Raw genomic sequence first — 19,776 nt, forward strand, 5'->3', positions numbered from 1 at the left:
TTGGTATAGGTTAATATCATTGTATAAATTAAGCTTTTCACTTAAGGGACTCCATGAAAAACAAATCATCTAATCTAGCAGATAAGCTTTTTCCAGATATTTCTCCGCCTGAAAATGAAATACTTAATATTCCGCCTGAAAAAAGAAAATTGAATACTGAGACCTACGATTTCACTGTATCAACTATTAACGATTACATTGCTAATGGTCATATGTTGATTCCTCAGTTTCAAAGAGGCTATGTTTGGAACAGATCGCAAGCTTCAAGGTTAATTGAATCCTTAATAATTCAATGCCCCATACCTGTCGTTTTCTTAGCACAAAATTCAGATGAAACACTTGCAGTGATTGATGGGAATCAACGTTTAAATAGTATAAACCTTTTTTTGAGTGAAGATTTCTCTTTGCAGGGCCTTACAGCATACCCTGAACTTGAAGGGTTTAAATTTAGTGAGTTAGATCCCCGCTTTCAACGACACATATTGAATAGAACAATAAGGTGTATAGTTATTCTTAAAGATACCCATCCACAAATAAAGTTTGATGTTTTTGAAAGATTAAATACTGGTTCAGTTAAATTAAATGCTCAGGAATTAAGACATGGTATATACCATGGCCCCTTAATGACTTTAGTTGAAAAACTATCAAAGAATAAATTATGGAAAAGTATATCAGGTTTAAAAGCTGATAAAAGAATGAAAAGTGATGAGTTGATCCTAAGGTTTCTATCATTATGTGATGATTGGAGAAACTATCAAAAGCCAATGACAGGTTTTATTAACTCTTACTCTGAGAGAAATAAGCAAACTGATAGGAAAAAATTAGAGTCCCTCACGGAAACATTCGATCTATCATTAAATACATGTTTTAGAATTTTTGGTGAGCTTGCATTCAAAACATTTAATGAGCGAGGCGTCAAACCTAAATTTAATGCAGCGTTATTCGATGCTCAAATGGTAAGCATATATGAATTAAACTTCAGTGAAGGTGATCTAAAAAAACTAGAAAAAAATAGAGATAAAATAATAGCCAAACTTTCCTTGTTATTTCATGAAGAAGATTTCGCCAAATACATTGGACAAGCAACTACTGACAAAATAGCGGTTATTAACAGGATTAGGATATTTAGAGATTTTATAGCTAGGTTTAAAAATTAAATGCCCTATAGCAAAAGTAGAGCTCGATTAAATTTTGAAGAGCTTAGTACAAAGCTTTTAAGGCTTAGCAAGGAGGCTTCTTATAAAAAGTCTGGATTTGGTTATGAGCATCAAAATCTAATATTTCAATCGGCTATTTTTTCAATATGCGCAGGAGTTGAGGAGTATAACAAAAATTTTTTTGAAGATTATATTTTTGAATGCAAAAAAAATATGATTCCGCTAACAAAGCTACCAATAAACTTACGCTTAATGTCATTACTTAGAGAACAAAAAGAGCTATATAAACAGTTTATTTTCAACGGTGATGAAGCGAAAACTTTAGAGAAAATAAGTAGAAGTAAACATATTTACGACATAATGCTTGATGAAGGCCCAATTCAAGAAAACATTAGAGCAGGTGTTATATTAGGTACAAATAAGTACCCATCAATTAAAAATTTGAAAATAATTTATAACAGAATTGGTATATCAGACATATTTACTATGCTAAATAAAAGATCTGGTAGCAATATAAAAGATCAGCTGGCATCTTTTCTTAGTATACGAGAATCAATATCTCACCAGACCCCTCCACCCCTAACTTATATTGATATAAAAAGGCATTTGCACAATTTAAGAAAGTTAATAAACCTACTTGATAGAATAAACTTTACTGAGTTATCAAAAGTATCTGGTACTGATTGCTGGCCTTGTATGTAAAGCTTTTTATCCGCTTTATAAATACCTCAAATACAACTCTCACATCACAATAGTTTTAGATAATAAGTGGAGACAGATCTTGCACCTTGCTGAGATCTAAAGCTAACCTCACGTTTAACACCCTTTCCCCGTCATCACGCCCTGAAAATAAGTAATTGATGAGTAATACCGCGCATGGATGCGCGATGAGGCTAAACTAGGCCGTGGATGGCCTATCTTCGCCATTTACGTTCACATCAATTACGGTTTGAAGGATTAAGCGTGATGCTCGGGTGGCACTAGGAGAGTCCAGAGAGGGGCCAGCGCGACAAAAAAGCCTGCGATTAAGCTGGCTTTAAACTCACTCACTTTTTGGGTTTCGCTACGCTCTACCCAACCTACAAAACAATTAAGCTCGTTACTAGGTACGCTACAAACGTTAGGCCGCCGCCTACTAACGCATAAGGTAACTGGGTTTTAACGTGGGTGAGTAAGTCACAGCCTGAGGCTATGGCTGATACTGCGCTGGTGTCGGATATAGGGGAGCAGTGATCGCCAAATATGCCGCCACCTAAAATAGCGCCTACCACCAGCGATGGCGGTAAACCAAGCGCTTGAATAAGCGGTACGCCAATGGGGATAAGTATGGCAAATGTGCCCCACGATGTACCTGTAGTAAACGACATAACCGCGCCAGTTAAAAATAGCACTGGCACTATTAAATATATCGGTAAGTAATCGCCAACCAAAGATGCGACAAACACGCCTGTACCTAGCTCTTTTAAACTTGCGCCCAAGGTGAGCGAGAGCAATACAATACTTACCAGTGGGAGTAATTCACCCATGCCTTTAAAGCCAGTATCGACTAATTGGTGGTGGGTAAACTGGCGCGATCCAATCATTAAACAATAGGCTACAACAATAGCTAAAACGGTGGCGTACAATACCGATTTTGACCCACTGCCCTCGGCAAGTACGCCGTTACCGGTGTAAAACATAAAACCGACCATGCTCACAATCAACGTAAGCAATGGCACTAGCATAAAGCGTGCTTTAGAACCTTTTACTTCTTCTTTTAGTTCGGTTGTTTGTAGCTCTAGTTTTTGTTCAGCTACTTTCATTGGGCCATGTACTTTATCGAACGCAATAGTATAAAAAACAATAACCAGGGTGATTATGGCGTAAAAGTTATAGCCTACGCTGCCCCACAATACCGATACCGCCGACTCGCCTAATTCGTAATTACCTAACAAGCCCAGTACAAATGCACCCCAGCCGTTTAGTAATATTAAAATACACACAGGGGCGCTGGTGCTATCGATTATGTAGGCTAAACGCGCGCGGCTCATTTTAAATTTGTCGAACAGACCGCGAGATAAAATACCCGAGGTAAGCACACTTAAGTTTGACTCTATAAATACCGCTACGCCGGTAAACATAGTTAAAAAGCCTACTTGGCGCTTACTTTTAGCAACGCCTTTGTTCATCAGCAAATTAACGGTAGCAGCAACACCGCCAGACTCGCGAATATAGGCCAGTAATGCGCCTATTAAAATACTAAATATGAGTATACGGGTATTACCGGGGGAACTTGCTACCGAAATAATGCGCTCTATGGTATTTAAAAATGTATTAAATACGCTATTTCCTTCGCCCTGAATGGCCAGTAAAAACTCTGATGAAGCCACTGCCACCAAAAGAGCCATAATCACTTCTTTACGCCAAAACACGATAGCAATGGCAATCAGTGGCGGTAAAATAGAATACCAATGCATAAACAAACCTTACTTATTTTTATAATGACGACGCTTTACTTAACTTAATAGATATAAGCACTTAAGTCACTTACTAACGCTTATTGATTTAATAATGCCTCATAAACAAGCGACACAATAGAGCCGTATTGCGCTGTTTCAAAATTTTTCCCTACGAATTGATAGCGCTTTTCAGTGCCTTTAATAGGAGTATGCCGCGCATTAGTGAGTAAAATAATGGCTAAATCGTAAGCCGGATCAATCACGGTGACTGTGCCTGTCCACCCTGTGTGGCCATAGGCCTGAGCGCTGGCATAAGGGCCAAAGTGCCAGCGCCGCGCTTGGTTATTTCCCGCAAGACGAAAGCCTAACCCGTAGGTTTCATCACTGCTTTGTGGCGTTAAAAATTGCGCTAAGCTACTGGCGTTAAAAATTTGCGTATCGCCATAACCACCTTTGTTAAGTAGCACTTGGCACAGCACAGCTAAATCGGGAGCGTTACTAAATAATCCCGCATGGCCTGCAACACCATCGAGCGAATAATAAGCACGTTCGTCATGCACCTGCCCTTGCAGTACATTGGTGCGAATATTATCAAAATGAATACGCCCATCTCGAGTATTACCGCTAAGCTCCGTGGCAGCAAACTGCTGACGATTAAAACCTTTTTTAAGCGGATTAAATAAGGTGTTATTGAGTTTTAAAGGCGCGTAAATATGCTGCTCTAGGTATTCATCGAGAGGTTGGCCGCTAATTCGCTCAATTAAAACACCTAAAATCATGTAATCAATATCAGAGTAAACATGCGGCGCTGTAGGTTCAGCGGTTAATGGCACACTTGTTAATAATAGCTGTTTAGTGGTTTCGCTTGTTTGTGAGAAATACGCATCGCCGTAAGCGGTGTCTTTTCGATGAAAATCAAACACTGGCGGATAACCGGCACTATGAGTTAGTAAGTCTTTTACTTGGCGGTGCTCTCGGCCATTACCCTGATACTCTTTTAGGTATGAATGCACCGTATGATTTATGTTTAACTGCCCCTCGCTGACCAACTTCATTAATGCAAAGTTAGTAGCAAATATTTTAGTATTTGAGGCTAAGTCAAATAAGGTATTGGTTTGCATAGGCTCTGGGCGCAGAAGCATTAAATCACTTTGCTGATATTGTTTTGCATCGCCATACGCGGTTAATTTTAATACCTTACCCGCTTTAACAACCGCTAGTACTGCTCCTGGAAAGCCTGCTTTTATATCGTTTTCAATTAAGGTATCAACTTGGCTAAAGTCGATTTCTTTTGTGGCGGTATTTTCTAAGGTAGCAAATGCAAAGCGCAGGGTTAAACTGCCGCCAGCAGGTTGAATATTCTCTACCTTAAAGGTGTTCACGCCGTTATGCGTATAGTGCCCTAAATTAAAGTCGTACTCGGTGTTAGCGCGTAAAGGCTCATTAAGAGAGAGCTTTTTATTATTGATGTATATATCGGCGCTAACCGCACTGACATTTTGTAGCAATAGTTGTCCACGGCCCCGGTAGGCTTTAAAAGTGCCGCGGTTATTTACATATTCTCTGCTGCTGGGATTTGGCTCAGGAAAGGTAGCAATCACCTGCGCATTAGCTAACGCGTTGATATGATTAACCGTTAAAGGGCGCTCTGATTTAATTGCTGTAGAGCGACTACAGCCAGCAATAATAATGCTCAGCAGCAATATAACTACTTTATAGTACGTTTTATTATTTATCATTTTTAAAGCCCAATGCACGCATCCCTTTTATTAATACAGCAAATAAGGCGCTCTTTGCTGTTTAAACTGTTTAAGCCCGGCTTGCCAACTTTGTTTAATTTCCTCAGCTGAGTGCCCTGCTTCTATGGCGAGCCTTAATTTATCAGTTCCTGCGAGCTTATCCATAAAATCGGCACGTTCAAAAAACACCTGCTTAGCCTGTGTAAGCTGCTGGTAAGCATTAATTAAATAATTTAAGTTTAAGCCTGTGATATTACTATGGCGTAAATCAATCCCTTTCACCATTTGGTTTTTAAACTTTGGATTAAGCGCTGCGCCTTTTATTGAACGCGGGGTAAAGCTAAAGTCCCCAAGTGCTACTGGCGAGTAACCAATAACCTGAAAGGCAAAGTCAGTTCCCCTACCTATACTAATAGGAGTGGCTTCAAAAAAGCAAAGTGATGGATAAAGCGCAATTGATTGATCGTTGGGTAAATTAGGGCTTGGTTTTACCGGCAAACTATATGGTGTTGTGCGGGTGTAGCCGGCAACAGGGATCACGTTTAGCTTTAAATCACGAGCCTGATTGATCCACCCCTCACCTTTGATCATGTTAGCAAGCTCGCCTACCGTCATACCGTGTAATACAGGGATTGGGTGCATACCCACAAACGATTTAAATTCTGCTTCTAATAATGGGCCGTCAATGTGGCTAATATTAGGATTTGGCCTATCGAGTACTATAAATTCAACACCCTGCTCGGCCGCGGCTTCCATCATGTAATGCATAGAGCTTATGTAGGTATAAAAACGTACGCCCACGTCTTGAATATCAAAAATAATTACATCTACATTTTGCAATGACTCGGGGGTTGGCTTTTTGTTTTTACCGTAAATAGAAATAAGCGCAATACCAGTTTTGCTATCAACGGCGTTTTGTACATGAGCACCGGCATCGTGATCGCCTCGAAAGCCATGCTCAGGTGCAAAAATTTTAGTGATGTTGATGTTTTTAGCCAACAAGCTATCAACTAAATGCGTTTGCCCCACAAGAGAGGTTTGGTTAACCACCAGCCCTACACGTTTGTTTTTTAATTGGGGTGCATACAAAGCAAATTGCTCTGCACCAACGGCGATTGCATGTTTAGCCTCATTTGCATGTGTAGCAACGGTAAAAAGTGCGCTTAGTATAAAAAAGAAGGTAAAAAACACGGTTTTAAACATACAGCAAGATCCTTTTAAACAAGGCATTTAAAATAACACAGCTAAGTTTAAAGAGCAGCTTAGGTTTTAAGAATTAGCGGTCAGCGGTCAGCGGTCAGCGGTCAGCGGTCAGCGGTCAGCGGTCAGCGGTCAGCGGTCAGCGGTCAGCGGTCAGCGGTCAGCGGTCAGGTAATAAAAATAAAACACCGAGCCTTTTGCAAGCGCAATTTTTATATTGTAGGCGGGAGTTTACCTCGCGCAGGTTTCAGGTTTTAGCAATGAGAAACTGTGTTTCTAACGTAAGTAAGCTCTACGTCCACATTGAAAATAGACGATAATATTATCTCTAAAATATAGCTTGCTGGCGTTCAAATACTCATGGTGATTTTGAACGTCTCATTTACTCCTCATTCATTTCTCTTTGTGCATTTAAATTTTTAAGAGTGTTATTCACAAAGAGGTTAAGAGGCGCTGCGCTTTTAGAGAAGTGACTGAAACATTATAAATCAAAAGCGACGCTTTTAACGTAAGCAAGCACTACGTCCACATTGATAATGTTGGCGGTGGTGTTACCAAAAAACCACCGTTATTGTTTTATTAAGCTCTTTAAGTTTTTACTGTACGTTCTACTTACCTTGAGTGTTTTTTCGTTATCTAACACCGCCATATATTCAGAATTACGTAATGGGTTGAGCTGTTTGATATGGCTTAAATTAACAATCGTTGATTTATGTATGCGTAAGAAGTCTTCTGGTAAGGTATTTTTTTCAAGATCTTTTAAACGCGCACGCATTACATGGGTTTCAGCCAGTGTATGAACACACATATAATCGCCTGCGGCATCAATCCATAAAATATCTTTAAACGGAATTATTTGAATTGGGTTTTTAGCATCTTGGATGACTAAGTTTTCGGCTTCAAATTTATATTCTGAGTTTTTTGAGCTTTCTAATTCTTGATGTTCGTTTTCTATCAGCGATTGGTGTACTTCAATCAATGTATTTTTTCTGTGGAGTTGCTCTGTTTTTACTACTCTTTCTATGGCTTCTGCAAGGCGAGCTAACTTAACGGGCTTGAGTAAGTAGTCAAGGGCTCTTACCTCAAATGCTTTAACGGCATGCTGGTGAAACGCAGTAACAAAAATAACCGCTGGACAGCTTTCTGGTTGAAAATATTTAATTAGTTCAAAGCCTGATTTTGTTGGCATTTCTATATCTAGAAACACTAAATCAACGTCATGTTTGTTAAGTACGTTAATAGCGTCATCAACACTTTGTGCACTGCCAATCACTTCAATTTCAGCAAAGGCCTCTAAACGAATACGCAACCCTTCAATAGCGCTGTATTCATCGTCAACAAGTAATGTTTTTAATTGAATCATTATTGCAAACCATTAATAGGAAGAGAAATACAAAGCCATGCGCCGCCTAATTTGCCATTGCCTTTCTCAATGCGATGGCTATTTCCATACATTAATTTTAAGCGTTGCTCGCAATTAGCCAAGCCAATGCCCCTTTTCGATTTTTTATTATCGTCAAACCCTTTACCAGTATCTGCAACCTTAATGAGCAATGCGGTTTTTGTTTTTTCAACTTTAATTGTGATCACCATTTTTTGATCTGCGCGCATACCATGTTTTAACGCGTTTTCTACCAATGGTTGAATTAATAAAGAAGGTATTAATAAATCGTTGCATGGTTCATCAACGTTAATATTAACCTCTAACCGGTCAGTAAATCGACATTGCTCTATATCTAAGTAGGTTTTTAATATGGCAATTTCTTCTTTAATCGCTACTTTTTCAAGCGGATCGGTATACAAACTATGGCGCAGAAGATCACAAAGCTTTTCGAGCATATTCACTGCCTGCACACTTTCTTTTTTTAAGATTAAGGTGCAAATAGCATTAATGCTGTTAAACATAAAGTGCGGATTAAGCTGATATCGAAGCATTTTAAGCTGTGACTCTTTAGCTAGGTGTGTCGCTTCTGCGGCTTTTTGAGTTTGCTCTAAATTGTCGAGATATATTTTTATCCCGTAATAAAAAGCAGTCCATGTTGAGAGCATAGTTAACGATGCAGACGTCCATGTACCAAAGTCAAACCATGTCATTGAAAGCCACCAATTGCCATATAACCACTGCAAAGACGCCCATTTAATTTGTGTCCAGATTAATGTGGCAGTTAACAGCAGCACCAGATGCAGTGCTATTTTAACTTTAATCCCTTGCCTATTTGAGCAGTTATAAGCCCTTCTTAAAAGCAAGGTGATTAAAAAGCCACACGCTACATCAATAATTAAATGCGGAATGTGTATCGACCATGGCTCGTCGCTTGGTATTTTTATCATTAGCTCGGTCAGCATTGCATACACAATCCAACCGCAGCTCTGAAACAACCAGAAAAGATGACTTCTGGGATTTTTGGAATTCAAATTAATACGTCCAACTTTAAAGGCAGTTGAATAGCTTACTTATTATCAACTGCCTTTGCCTTATTTATTTTGAGCACGTGATTGATAATGCGTCATTATTAGGTTTTGCAGTCAACGCGATATCTGCAACTGCTAAACTTAAACGCTGAGCTGAAATACGAATTACATCTGACATAGATTGTTCAATCAGTTCGCTATCGGCGCAATTGAGTGCGATTGATAAAGTATGCCAGCGCTTATCTGCCATTGTTTTTTCAAACGATGAAAAATCAATACTTCTTAAACAGTTATCTAAATTACACATTACTTGTAACTGGGCACCTTGCTCTGGAGCTTTATCTAATCGCATCTTTAGTTCAAGGTAACCTGATTTAAATTTGCGTTCGAGTAGCGTAGGTTTTAAGTAACTTAGGCTAAGCGTTGCATCTGAGGATTGAGATTGCCACTTAAACTGCCTTGCATCCTCTTGATACGATAAATTAACCGATTGCATTAACAAACTTTTTTTATCGCCACTGGTGGCCGATGAACCACTAGTTAAAACCTTTGCTGTTGTATCAGCTAACGCCCAAGTGAGATTTTTAGCTAAACTTTTTACAAACAATGGGTGTGCATCGCTTTTAACGATTTTTTTAGGGCTTGTAGTTTCACTCACAACAGGTATGTTTACTGTGTCTTGATAAGTTAACCCGTAGCCATAGGCAAAGAGCGGGTCGTAATTTACATCGCCTAAGTTAAGGCTAAATTGGTCGTCGTATTTAGGCCACGAAAAACTCAACTTACCGCTAAAATCAAACTGACTGTTACCGTTTTTATCTGTTAGTAATACGTCTGCAACTCCCTCACCCTCAGAGCCTGGTAACCATGCAGCAACAAAGGCATCTGATGCATTGAGCTCTTTATTGACCCAAAGCGGGCGACCACTTAAAAATACGGTGACTACCGGAATATTGTCTGCCTTAAGTTTTTTCAGCAGTGCAAGAGCGTGTTTGCTTTCATGCTGAAACTCTAACATTTCTATATCACCAAACCACTCAGCATAAGGTTCTTCACCAATAACAACAATGGCTACATCTGGCTTGGTTTTATAGTCACCAGACTCACTTAAGCTTATTTCACCGCCTGCTTTTAATACTTGCGACTTTAAACCTGCATAAATAGAGGTCGCATTTGGAAAGTCGCTATTAGTATTGTCTGTGCCCTGCCAAGAAACGCTCCAGCCACCGGCTTGCATATTGATTGCATTGGCGCCTTTACCGGCAACTAAGATGCGGCTATGCGCTTTAATTGGCAAAACGTTTTCGTTGTTTTTTAATAGAACGAGTGACTTGCGAACCGCTTCTCTTGCCAAAGTGCGATGCTCATTAGCGCCTAACCACTGCGGGTGTTGTGATTCAGGTCGCGCTGATGGTTTACCCTTTGTAAACACCCCCCAGCGGATTTTAGCCCTTAAAAAGCGTCTAACCGCATCGTTTATTCTTGATTCGGCTATTACCCCCTCTTTCACTTGCTTAACAGTATTATGATAAAAGGCTTCAAAATGCTCTGGCACCATGATTACATCAACACCTGCGTTTATGGCTTGGGCGCATTGCTCTAAATCGCAGCCTTCTACAAACTTATGCGCATTCCAGTCGCTTACTAAAAACCCATCAAAACCAAGTTGGTTTTTAAGTACATCCGTTAATAAATGCTTATCGCCATGTACACGTTTGCCATTCCAACTATTAAAGGATGCCATCACTGATTGCACGCCTTCATTAATAGCAGAAAAATAACCTGCGCTGTGAATATCTCTTAATCCTTTTTCATCGATAAGGGTATTTCCGCGATCAACACCTCGCTCAGTGCCACCATCACCCACAAAGTGCTTAGCGGTGGCAATACGGTTACTGCCTTTTAAAAAGTCAGCGCCTATGTCACCTTGAATACCGGTCACCATACTACCTGCATACAACCTAACTAATTCAGGGTCTTCTGAGTAACTTTCATAAGTTCTGCCCCAGCGATCATCTCTGACTACAGCAACAGTAGGCGCAAAACTCCATTCAATCCCTGTGGCAGATACTTCCTTTGCTGTTGCTTGGCCTATGCGTTTAATTAAATCAGCATCATGCGCAGCTCCTAAGCCAATATTGTGCGGAAATAACGTAGCGCCATACACATTACTATGCCCATGCATGGCATCGGTTCCCCATACTGTCGGGATCGCAATACCATCTATGGTCGAATCCATAGAGGCTAGGTACATTTCATCTGCGTATTTTAACCAAGTAGCTTGATCCGCTCGTTTATTTCCGTAAGGGGCAGTATTTCCGCCATTTAGATAAGAGCCAAATCCATACTTTTTCATTTGCTCTACACTTAAATAACCAATTTCTGGCTGGATCATTTGCGCCACTTTTTGCTCTAAAGTCATTGTTGCGAGCAGTTTATCAATCTGTTTTTCAACGGCTGGATCACGCTTAAGTTGCGTATTCACATAAGGCCAGTTAACTTGCTGATTGTCTGCACTCAATACATTTTGACAGTTGAACATGCCAAAAACAGGCAATAAGCAAAGTAATAATTTAGGGTGTTTTATTTTCGACATTTAAAACCTTCGAGATTAAATACTGTTTTATAAAATACGGACTGATTAATTTAGTGTGGAATATATTCAATAAAATCATAATATGCCCATGAAGGGCTGTCGTAGTATTGACCCGGAAAGTAATTCCCTTGAGTCGAGTTGTCACCATTCCACTGGTTAATCATTATTTTTGTTTTATCAATTGGCCATGCATAGCCGGGAATTTCATTATCGGCTATTACGCCATCCCCATTGTCTTTGTACATCACTCTAATTGTTTTCTCGTTTCCTTGTGAGTCGTACAGATACCAACGAATTGATGAGCTTGACCAATCAAAGCCAATGGTTAATAAGTTTTCTCTGTAATCAAGCCCAAACTGGCTTAAATCGATATCCTTTTCCCAACTTTGATACGTGCCTCCTTGGGGCTGGTAAATCACATTGGTATGAACAACATTGCCTAAAGAAGGTAATAGTTCGATATCTATTTCTTGCCATGCGCGTCCTGGCGAATCCCACCATGAGGTATAAGTAAAAATAGAAGACACGGTACCGGCGATATTGCCCGACTTAACACTGCCTTGTACCTTACCAAAACTATAAAAGTGATTACTTTGCAGCTCAGCACATGCACCTTGTGACAGAGAAAGGGTGATGCCGTGTTGACTTGGGTTAATCATTCTTGGGACAAATTCGCAGCCAAAAGGTGAGCCATTATCGCCACTACGTGCACTCCAAAGAGTTGTGTCAAATCCCCACGAAAAATCGTCTTTAAAATAGTTAGCGTATGTGGCGGGTGAAATAACTATAAGGCCAGCAACTAAGGTTGAAATTAACTTCGTTTTCATTATTAAATCCTTATTTAATCAAGCACCTCCTACAGTACTTTAGCCTGTAGGAGGGTAACTTTTACTCGGTTATTTAGAATGAAAAACCCGCTCTCATACCGTAGTATCTCGGCATACCAAAGCTGCCTTTTGGGATCCCCTTACCAGTATTATTCCAGTATTGAATAGTTTCATCTGAAGCATTATTAACAAACACTTCTGCAAACCAGTTTTGTCCTTGCGGCTCATACTTAATAGAGGCGTTAAATACGGCAAACGCATCGCGGCTATCATCGATATATTTTGTTGCTTCATCTGGCACTTGAAAATCCATGTCATCTAAATGTTTATCAACATTCCATACCGTTGAGTACGACTCATCTTTCCAACTGGCATTTAACCATGCGTGAACAAAACCATACTCTCCTAAGTTGAGTGTATGTGTGTAACTGATATTGGCGGTAAACTCAGGGGTCATTGCTAAATTATTCCCCTTAAGATTGGTAGCTAACAGGGTATTTTCAGGATTTTTTGATTCTTCATAAGAAATATCAAACAGATACTCCGCGTCGTAATCCCATTTAGTATTCCAATCTTCAGTAACTTTTGCATCAGTCCACGTTACGTAACCACTAATTCGACCATTTGGATACGGCTTCCAATCAAACTCAAGCTCAATCCCTTTTATTGTTGAGCCAGGGACATTTTGTGTGTAGTAAGCTATAACTGGCTTGTTTTGAAAATCGAGTACAGGCTCGCCATTACCGTCTAAAACGGGAGAGCCATCTTCATCTTCTACCACAGATAAACGCTCTACGTTACCAATAGAGCCCACTGATGCGTATTGCATGTCGGTGTAATCTGTGTAGAAAAATGCGGCTTTTAGGTTTAATGAGTTATCAAAAAAGCTCGATTTAGCACCCAATTCCCATGTTAGTACTTCTTCTGGGTCGAACTTGGTTTCAAAACGAGTAACGTCACCGGTTCTGTCATTTACCACTTCGTAAACATCACCAATACCACCGGCTTTAAAGCCACTGGCAAGATAGGTATAAACCATGGTTTCAGGTGAAATGTCATAATCTAAACCAACACGAAAATCATGGTGTTTCCAACTTCCCTTATTGTCGTTTTCAAAGTATGACGCATAAATAGAAGGATCTTCGTAGTAGTCAACAGGAAGGTTATTTAAATCAGTTCTATTTAACCAACCTACGGCGCAGCCATCAGCATTAGAACAGCGATAGGTTTTTCCGCCTTTATCTTCTTTTGTTTCATCACTAAATCGATAGCCAAGTGTTAGGTGTAACTTTTCAGTTAAGTTGTATGTACCTTGACCAAATAATGCGAGGGCGTCGGTAGAACGATCGGGTTGATCCCAAAACGCTTTGTCATCCATAGGATTATCGTAATAACCTAAGGTTTTTGTTCTTTCATGAAAGTAATTAATACCTGCAATCCAGATAAAGTCGCCATATTCATCAGATTGTATTTGCAGCTCAGTTGAAAAAGACTCTGCGCCAGTGCCGTCTAAAAAGTAAGTTGCGCCATCCCAAGGGTCTAAACCTACTTCACTATCTTGTGCTGAAGAGCGTTCCATATCTTCATAGCCCAATAACCAGACAAGTGAATATTCATCGTTTATGTTGTAATTAAGGGTGTTTCTTAAGTACGTGATATCTAAATTAAGCTTACCGGGCACATTTACAACCGCCTGATAAGTATTATCGCTGGGTAAAAAGTTAGTGCAGTCTCCCCCTAGTTCAGCACTTCTGCCACGAATTTTATCGCAGTTAACTAAATCTAGGTTGTTATTGCTGTCATTTACATACTTTTGAAAAACAGTGTGGTTTGAAAAATTGCCGTCCAAAGGCTCCCACAAGGTGCTAATTCTAAATGAATATTCATCAGCATTATTGTAAAAATTGCTTTTATCAGCCGGTGTTAGCGCGCGAACTTTTTGCGCTTCTGGATCTGTGCCAGCGCCATCTATCCACCAGTTTTCTCGTTGGGTAATTGTTTGACCCACGCCTTGATAAGAGTCTTCAGAGATTACTGGCGCATTAAGAATATCGTCGCTTAAGCGTCTTGAGTCATATTGGTTAGGATCGTAATACCCCTCTAAATAAGAATCCCGTTTCAAGCCTTTTCCTGAAAACCTAACGGCAAATTCATCATTAATAGGAATATTTAAGACTGCATCAATATTTTTACTATTAAAGTTTCCCGCTTCAATACTGACGTTGCCATATAAACCGGTAAACTCTGGTTTTGCTGAAATAACATTAATACTACCCACCGTTGAGTTACGACCAAATAGGGTGCCTTGTGGGCCCCTTAGTGCTTCAACTCTGTCTATGTCGTACATCAATGCAAGGGCACCTTGCATACGTGGTGAGTAAATACCATCAAGGTGAACACCCACAGCCGGATCGCCAAGCTCAGTAATATTAGTAGAGCGTACACCTCGCATTGAAATAACCGGCGCAGCTTGATCTGTTGCAGTTGAAATATCTAAGCCAGGGACTAAGTTAGCAATATCCTTAACGCTATTAACACCGTTTCTTTTCAGCTCGGCTTCAGTTAATGCTGTAATGGCAACAGGTGTTTCCATTAATCTTGTTTTGCGCTTAGTTGCTGTTACCGAAATGATTTCTAATGAAACTGTTTCTTTTTCTGACGCTTGCTCCTTATCCGCGGAAGCTTCTTGAGCATTCAATGGCATTGAACAAGCCAACGCAACGGCTATTGATAGTGTTGTTTTATTTATTGTGTGCATGTTTGACCTTTTGGATGTGTGTGTAAACGTTAAACTTTTTTACTTTTATTTAACAGTCTCATAGTATCCATATCGATTATTTTTATTACTAGTCAAATACGCCAAGACGAGTTAGATATAATACAAACCGAAATCACCTTCTAATTTTTGAAGCTAAAGCCAGATAAACATCAAGTATTTTCCTCGTAGTTTAGCTTTTTGACTCTATTTCAGACACAAAAATACCGACTTAGTGTCGGCTTATTTATAAAAGCGGTAGACGCAGGATATCTCTTGTAAGGGTGAACCTGTGACTGCCTGATTCGTAGCTAGAAGAAGCGGCACATCTACATTGAAAAGTTGGCGGTGGTATTATTTATAGAACGTAGCTTACAGGCATTTAAATACTCATGGTGATTTTGAACTTCTCATTTATCCCTCTTTCATTTCTCTTTGTGAATTTAAGTTTTTAAGGGCGTTACTCATAAAAAGGTTACGAGGCGCTGCGCTTTTAGAGAAGTGACTGAATGGAAGATTTGGCAGTATGTATCATTAGGTTTAACTGATATCTGAAAGCTTTCTCAAATTTCAGACATAAAAAAACCGACTTTCGTCGGTTTCTTTTCTATTAACTTTAATAGTAATAGAAAGTGGTGGGCGCAGGACGTATCTTCTAAGAGTGAACCTCCGACTGCTTGGTTCGTAGTAGGTTACTCTATCCACATCCACGCTTTGATTTATTTCAGGCACAAAAAAACCGACTTAATGTCGGCTTATTTATGAAAGTGGTGGGCGCAGGAGGATTCGAACCTCCGACCGCCTGGTTCGTAGCCAGGTACTCTATCCAGCTGAGCTATGCGCCCACTTTCATATTTACTTATTTAAACTCTAAGTGAGAGTTGAAAGTGGTGGGCGCAGGAGGATTCGAACCTCCGACCGCCTGGTTCGTAGCCAGGTACTCTATCCAGCTGAGCTATGCGCCCACTTTCATTTTGCTTGTTTTAACTCTAAGCAGAGCGTTCTCTAAAAGAGAGTAAAGTATGGTGGGCGCAGGAGGATTCGAACCTCCGACCGCCTGGTTCGTAGCCAGGTACTCTATCCAGCTGAGCTATGCGCCCATACTTTATTTTACAAGATGCGCCATTTAAAAATGGTGGAGAGGGAGGGATTCGAACCCTCGATAGAGCTACAAACTCTATACTCCCTTAGCAGGGGAGCTCCTTCGGCCACTCGGACACCTCTCCGTCTTGTGGGGCGTATAATAAAGATTTCAGAAAATATGTCAAACACTTTTCTGACAAAAGTGACTATATGGCTATAGATTGCACACATGCCTGGTTTTAAAGTGTAATTAGTTTGAAAAATAATCAGGTTAGGTGTTTGGGGTGCTTGAATTTACACCCATCACTGGCACTAGTTCGTCCGTAAGTTCAGCAAGGTATTGCTCTTGATAGCCTAACTTCTGAAACTCGGCAATACACGCGCGATAATACGCTTCTCGCTGTTGCTCTGTAGTGTTCTCATCAGGTAAAGATTCTACTCGTTTAGCTTTCATATTATTTCTCTAAGTCCTTTAGAAATTTTTATTTTTTACGACTAAGAATGACCGTGTATAAATTTCGGCCACATTTTAGCTAAAAAATTCACATAAATACAACATAATGTTTAAAAAACAATCATACCAAAAAGTTATAGCACTGCTGTAATGTTGCTAAGCAGTCAAGCAACTTTATGATAATGAAGCTGAATTAAAGATTAATTTACTTTTATACTTACACTTCATTATCAGTGTAGTACTTATTAATTAAAAGCCCTAATGTGAAGTTTAGGCAATGTCTCACAAACAATAGGGCAAAAAAAACGCCGCTAGTTAGCGGCGTTGATAATTTTTTAGTTTATTCCTTCAAGCTTAGTCTGCTTGTGGGCGCATATGTGGGAATAAAATAACATCTTTGATAGTTGATGAGTCAGTAAACAACATGACTAAACGGTCAATACCAATCCCTTCACCGGCTGTTGGTGGTAAACCATACTCTAGCGCGCGAATGTAGTCTTCGTCGTAGTGCATTGCTTCATCATCACCTGCGTCTTTTTCTTCAACTTGGCGAGAAAAACGCTCAGCTTGATCTTGTGCATCATTAAGCTCAGAGAAACCATTTGCAAGCTCACGGCCACCAACAAAGAATTCAAAGCGGTCAGTTACAAATGGGTTTTCGTCGTTACGACGTGCAAGTGGAGACACTTCCCACGGATACCCTGTGATAAATGTAGGTTGGATAAGCATATGCTCAGCCGTCTCTTCAAATATTTCACATAAGAACTTACCTGGGCCCCATACGCAGTTTTCAGGAATTTTAACGTGTACTTGTTTAGCGTACGCTTTTAATTCTTCAAAGTGGTTTTCTGGGTCGTTAAATACCGCAGCATCAAACTCAGGGTTGTATTTTAAGATTGCGTCGCTCATGCTTAAACGTGTGAACGGTTGACCAAAGTCATACTCTACTGAATCAATCACTTCACCGTTTTCATCTTTAGTCGTATTAACAACGATTGGGCTGCCCAATACGTTAGTTGCAACTGTACGTAACATGTCTTCGGTGATGTTCATTAAATCAATGTAGTCAGCGTACGCTTGGTAGAACTCAATCATGGTGAATTCTGGGTTGTGACGCGTTGATAACCCTTCGTTACGGAAGTTACGGTTAATTTCGAATACACGGTCAAAACCACCTACTACTAAACGCTTTAAGTAAAGCTCAGGCGCAATACGCAAGTACATGTCGATATCAAGCGCATTATGATGAGTTACGAATGGACGCGCAGATGCACCACCAGGAATAACCTGTAGCATTGGCGTTTCTACTTCCATAAAATCGCGGTCTGCTAAAAAGCGACGAATACCTTCAACCACTTGTGAGCGAATACGGAATGTTTCACGCGTTGCTTCGTTAGTAATTAAATCAACATAACGCTGACGGTATTTCGTTTCTTGATCCGATAGGCCATGGAATTTTTCAGGAAGTGGACGAAGTGACTTAGTCAGTAGTTCGTACTCAGCCATATCTACGTATAAATCGCCTTTACCCGATTTATTAAGCGGCCCTTTAACACCAATAATATCGCCAATATCAAGCTGGCCATATTTTGCTTTTAAATCTTTTTGTACGTCTTTTGATGCATAAACTTGTACACGGCCTTTCATATCTTGAATAGACATAAACGGACCACGCTTAGCAAGAATACGACCTGCAATCGATACTACGTGCTGTAATTCGATTAATTCTTCTTTACTCTTATCACCAAACTCAGCCTGCAAATCTGCCGTGTAATGCTCACGACGGAATTGGTTTGGATGACCGTTGGCTGGGCAATTTGCGCGAATAGCGTCTAATTTGCCGCGACGCTCAGCGATTAACTTATTTTCGTCTTGGATTTGATCAGTCATTTTTTAGCTCTTTTTTAGCTTGGTGGTTATAAACCAGATTTTAAGCTGGCTTCAATAAATTTGTCTAAGTCGCCATCGAGTACCGCTTGAGTATTACGGTTTTCAACGCCGGTACGTAAATCTTTAATACGCGAGTCATCAAGTACGTAAGAACGAATTTGACTTCCCCAGCCAATATCAGACTTGTTGTCTTCTTGGCTTTGCTTTTCTGCATTTTGCTGTTGTAGCTCAAGCTCAAATAATTTCGCTTTTAACTGCTTCATTGCTTGGGCTTTATTTTTATGCTGCGAGCGCTCGTTTTGACACTGCACCACAGTATTAGTTGGCACGTGAGTAATACGTACCGCTGATTCAGTTGTATTTACGTGCTGACCACCCGCGCCTGATGCACGGTAAACGTCTATACGTAAGTCAGACGGATTAATATCAATCTCAATGTTGTCATCAACTTCTGGGTAAACAAACGCAGAAGCAAACGAGGTATGACGGCGGCCACTTGAATCAAATGGGCTTTTACGGACGAGGCGGTGTACGCCTGTTTCAGTACGTAACCAACCATAAGCGTATTCGCCAGAAAAACGCACCGTTGCGCCTTTAATACCGGCAACATCACCATCGGTCGCTTCAACAAGCTCTACTTTAAAGCCTTTTGCTTCACCCCAGCGTAAATACATACGCAGTAAAATATTACACCAGTCTTGTGCTTCAGTACCGCCAGAACCTGACTGTAAATCAAGGTAAGCATCGTTTGAATCGTGAGAACCTGAAAACATACGACGAAACTCAAGCCCTTCAAGCTGCTGATTTAAATCAGCCAGTTCACTTTGTGCTTCATCAAAGGTGTCTTGATCTTCGGCTTCAACAGCAAGCTCTACTAACCCTTCAACGTCGTCAGTACCCGCCACTAAGGTGTCAATGGTTTCAACAACGGCTTCTAGTGCTGACTTTTCACGACCAAGGGCTTGTGCGCGCTCAGGTTCATTCCATACGGCTGAATCTTCAAGTTCGGCGTTAACTTCTTCTAAACGTTCTTGTTTAAGAGCGTAGTCAAAGGTACCCCCGAAGCAGTTCAGTACGTTCGCGAATTTCCTTGATTTGATTAATCACAGGATTCACTTCAAACATGTACATTACTCCAAAATGGCTAGGTTATTGCGCACTTAAAAAAGAGACTGAGCGCAATTAAAAATCATCAAATAATAAAAACGCCCGATTTTAACAAAAA

The 19,776-nt window shown here is 40.2% G+C and carries 13 protein-coding genes and 4 tRNA genes; 2 read left to right on the forward strand and 15 right to left on the reverse strand.

What is annotated here, in order from left to right; translation table 11 throughout:
- Nucleotides 1-53: 53 nt before the first annotated feature.
- Nucleotides 54-1,157, forward strand: coding sequence for a DUF262 domain-containing protein (locus AAGD16_RS12525; RefSeq protein ID WP_377112143.1), 1,104 nt, complete (start codon nt 54-56; stop codon nt 1,155-1,157).
- A complete protein-coding gene (locus tag AAGD16_RS12530) occupies nt 1,158-1,859 on the forward strand; it encodes a HEPN domain-containing protein (RefSeq protein WP_377112146.1) in 702 nt (233 codons plus the stop codon).
- A 377-nt stretch (nt 1,860-2,236) separates the two neighbouring features.
- On the opposite strand, the gene AAGD16_RS12535 is transcribed toward AAGD16_RS12530, so the two are convergent.
- From AAGD16_RS12535 to prfB, 15 genes are all read right to left on the reverse strand, one after another.
- The gene (locus AAGD16_RS12535; protein ID WP_214552771.1) at nt 2,237-3,613 is read right to left on the reverse strand and encodes a Na+/H+ antiporter NhaC family protein; all 1,377 of its coding nucleotides are present in this window, start codon (nt 3,611-3,613) and stop codon (nt 2,237-2,239) included.
- Nucleotides 3,614-3,693: 80 nt separating this feature from the next.
- Nucleotides 3,694-5,334, reverse strand: coding sequence for a penicillin binding protein PBP4B (gene pbp4b, locus AAGD16_RS12540; RefSeq protein ID WP_377112150.1), 1,641 nt, complete (start codon nt 5,332-5,334; stop codon nt 3,694-3,696).
- Nucleotides 5,335-5,364: 30 nt separating this feature from the next.
- Entirely contained in the window at nt 5,365-6,537 is a 1,173-nt protein-coding gene (locus AAGD16_RS12545) for an exo-beta-N-acetylmuramidase NamZ domain-containing protein (protein ID WP_377112153.1), read from the reverse strand.
- Between the two features lie 565 nt (nt 6,538-7,102).
- A complete protein-coding gene (locus AAGD16_RS12550) occupies nt 7,103-7,897 on the reverse strand; it encodes a LytTR family DNA-binding domain-containing protein (protein ID WP_024600782.1) in 795 nt (264 codons plus the stop codon).
- Nucleotides 7,897-8,880, reverse strand: a complete 984-nt coding sequence (locus AAGD16_RS12555) for a sensor histidine kinase (RefSeq protein WP_029750249.1) — start codon at nt 8,878-8,880, stop codon at nt 7,897-7,899. The genes AAGD16_RS12550 and AAGD16_RS12555 overlap by 1 nt, the downstream gene beginning before the upstream one ends.
- Before the next feature lie 133 nt (nt 8,881-9,013).
- Nucleotides 9,014-11,542, reverse strand: a complete 2,529-nt coding sequence (locus AAGD16_RS12560; RefSeq protein WP_024600784.1) for a glycoside hydrolase family 3 protein — start codon at nt 11,540-11,542, stop codon at nt 9,014-9,016.
- 50 nt (nt 11,543-11,592) lie between these two features.
- A complete protein-coding gene (locus AAGD16_RS12565; RefSeq protein WP_024600785.1) occupies nt 11,593-12,369 on the reverse strand; it encodes a family 16 glycosylhydrolase in 777 nt (258 codons plus the stop codon).
- A gap of 73 nt (nt 12,370-12,442) precedes the next feature.
- Nucleotides 12,443-15,127, reverse strand: coding sequence for a TonB-dependent receptor (locus AAGD16_RS12570; protein WP_377112159.1), 2,685 nt, complete (start codon nt 15,125-15,127; stop codon nt 12,443-12,445).
- A gap of 765 nt (nt 15,128-15,892) precedes the next feature.
- Nucleotides 15,893-15,969 (reverse strand) — tRNA-Arg (locus AAGD16_RS12575).
- Between the two features lie 43 nt (nt 15,970-16,012).
- A tRNA-Arg gene (locus AAGD16_RS12580) sits at nt 16,013-16,089 on the reverse strand.
- 58 nt (nt 16,090-16,147) lie between these two features.
- Nucleotides 16,148-16,224: transfer RNA gene (locus AAGD16_RS12585), tRNA-Arg, on the reverse strand.
- A 33-nt stretch (nt 16,225-16,257) separates the two neighbouring features.
- A tRNA-Ser gene (locus AAGD16_RS12590) sits at nt 16,258-16,350 on the reverse strand.
- 128 nt (nt 16,351-16,478) lie between these two features.
- Entirely contained in the window at nt 16,479-16,661 is a 183-nt protein-coding gene (locus tag AAGD16_RS12595; RefSeq protein ID WP_013465804.1) for a hypothetical protein, read from the reverse strand.
- A 354-nt stretch (nt 16,662-17,015) separates the two neighbouring features.
- Entirely contained in the window at nt 17,016-18,551 is a 1,536-nt protein-coding gene (lysS, locus tag AAGD16_RS12600) for a lysine--tRNA ligase (protein WP_008467803.1), read from the reverse strand.
- A 26-nt stretch (nt 18,552-18,577) separates the two neighbouring features.
- Nucleotides 18,578-19,676 (reverse strand): peptide chain release factor 2 gene (gene prfB / locus AAGD16_RS12605; RefSeq protein ID WP_096038752.1). Its coding sequence is split into 2 segments (ribosomal slippage): nt 18,578-19,600 and nt 19,602-19,676, totalling 1,098 coding nucleotides; the frame shifts between segments, so codons are not numbered across the junction.
- Nucleotides 19,677-19,776: the final 100 nt, after the last annotated feature.

Origin of the sequence: Pseudoalteromonas sp. M58 (genome assembly GCF_042604605.1) — a bacterium.
Classification (GTDB): Bacteria; Pseudomonadota; Gammaproteobacteria; order Enterobacterales; family Alteromonadaceae; genus Pseudoalteromonas; species Pseudoalteromonas tetraodonis.

Coding starts and splice junctions, on each gene's coding strand:
- AAGD16_RS12570 (WP_377112159.1), bottom strand. CDS start 15,127: ATGCACACAATAAATAAAACAACACTATCAATAGCCGTTGCGTTGGCT.
- pbp4b (WP_377112150.1), bottom strand. CDS start 5,334: ATGATAAATAATAAAACGTACTATAAAGTAGTTATATTGCTGCTGAGC.
- AAGD16_RS12530 (WP_377112146.1), top strand. CDS start 1,158: ATGCCCTATAGCAAAAGTAGAGCTCGATTAAATTTTGAAGAGCTTAGT.
- AAGD16_RS12595 (WP_013465804.1), bottom strand. CDS start 16,661: ATGAAAGCTAAACGAGTAGAATCTTTACCTGATGAGAACACTACAGAG.
- lysS (WP_008467803.1), bottom strand. CDS start 18,551: ATGACTGATCAAATCCAAGACGAAAATAAGTTAATCGCTGAGCGTCGC.
- AAGD16_RS12545 (WP_377112153.1), bottom strand. CDS start 6,537: ATGTTTAAAACCGTGTTTTTTACCTTCTTTTTTATACTAAGCGCACTT.
- AAGD16_RS12555 (WP_029750249.1), bottom strand. CDS start 8,880: ATGCTGACCGAGCTAATGATAAAAATACCAAGCGACGAGCCATGGTCG.
- AAGD16_RS12565 (WP_024600785.1), bottom strand. CDS start 12,369: ATGAAAACGAAGTTAATTTCAACCTTAGTTGCTGGCCTTATAGTTATT.
- AAGD16_RS12550 (WP_024600782.1), bottom strand. CDS start 7,897: ATGATTCAATTAAAAACATTACTTGTTGACGATGAATACAGCGCTATT.
- AAGD16_RS12525 (WP_377112143.1), top strand. CDS start 54: ATGAAAAACAAATCATCTAATCTAGCAGATAAGCTTTTTCCAGATATT.
- AAGD16_RS12535 (WP_214552771.1), bottom strand. CDS start 3,613: ATGCATTGGTATTCTATTTTACCGCCACTGATTGCCATTGCTATCGTG.
- AAGD16_RS12560 (WP_024600784.1), bottom strand. CDS start 11,542: ATGTCGAAAATAAAACACCCTAAATTATTACTTTGCTTATTGCCTGTT.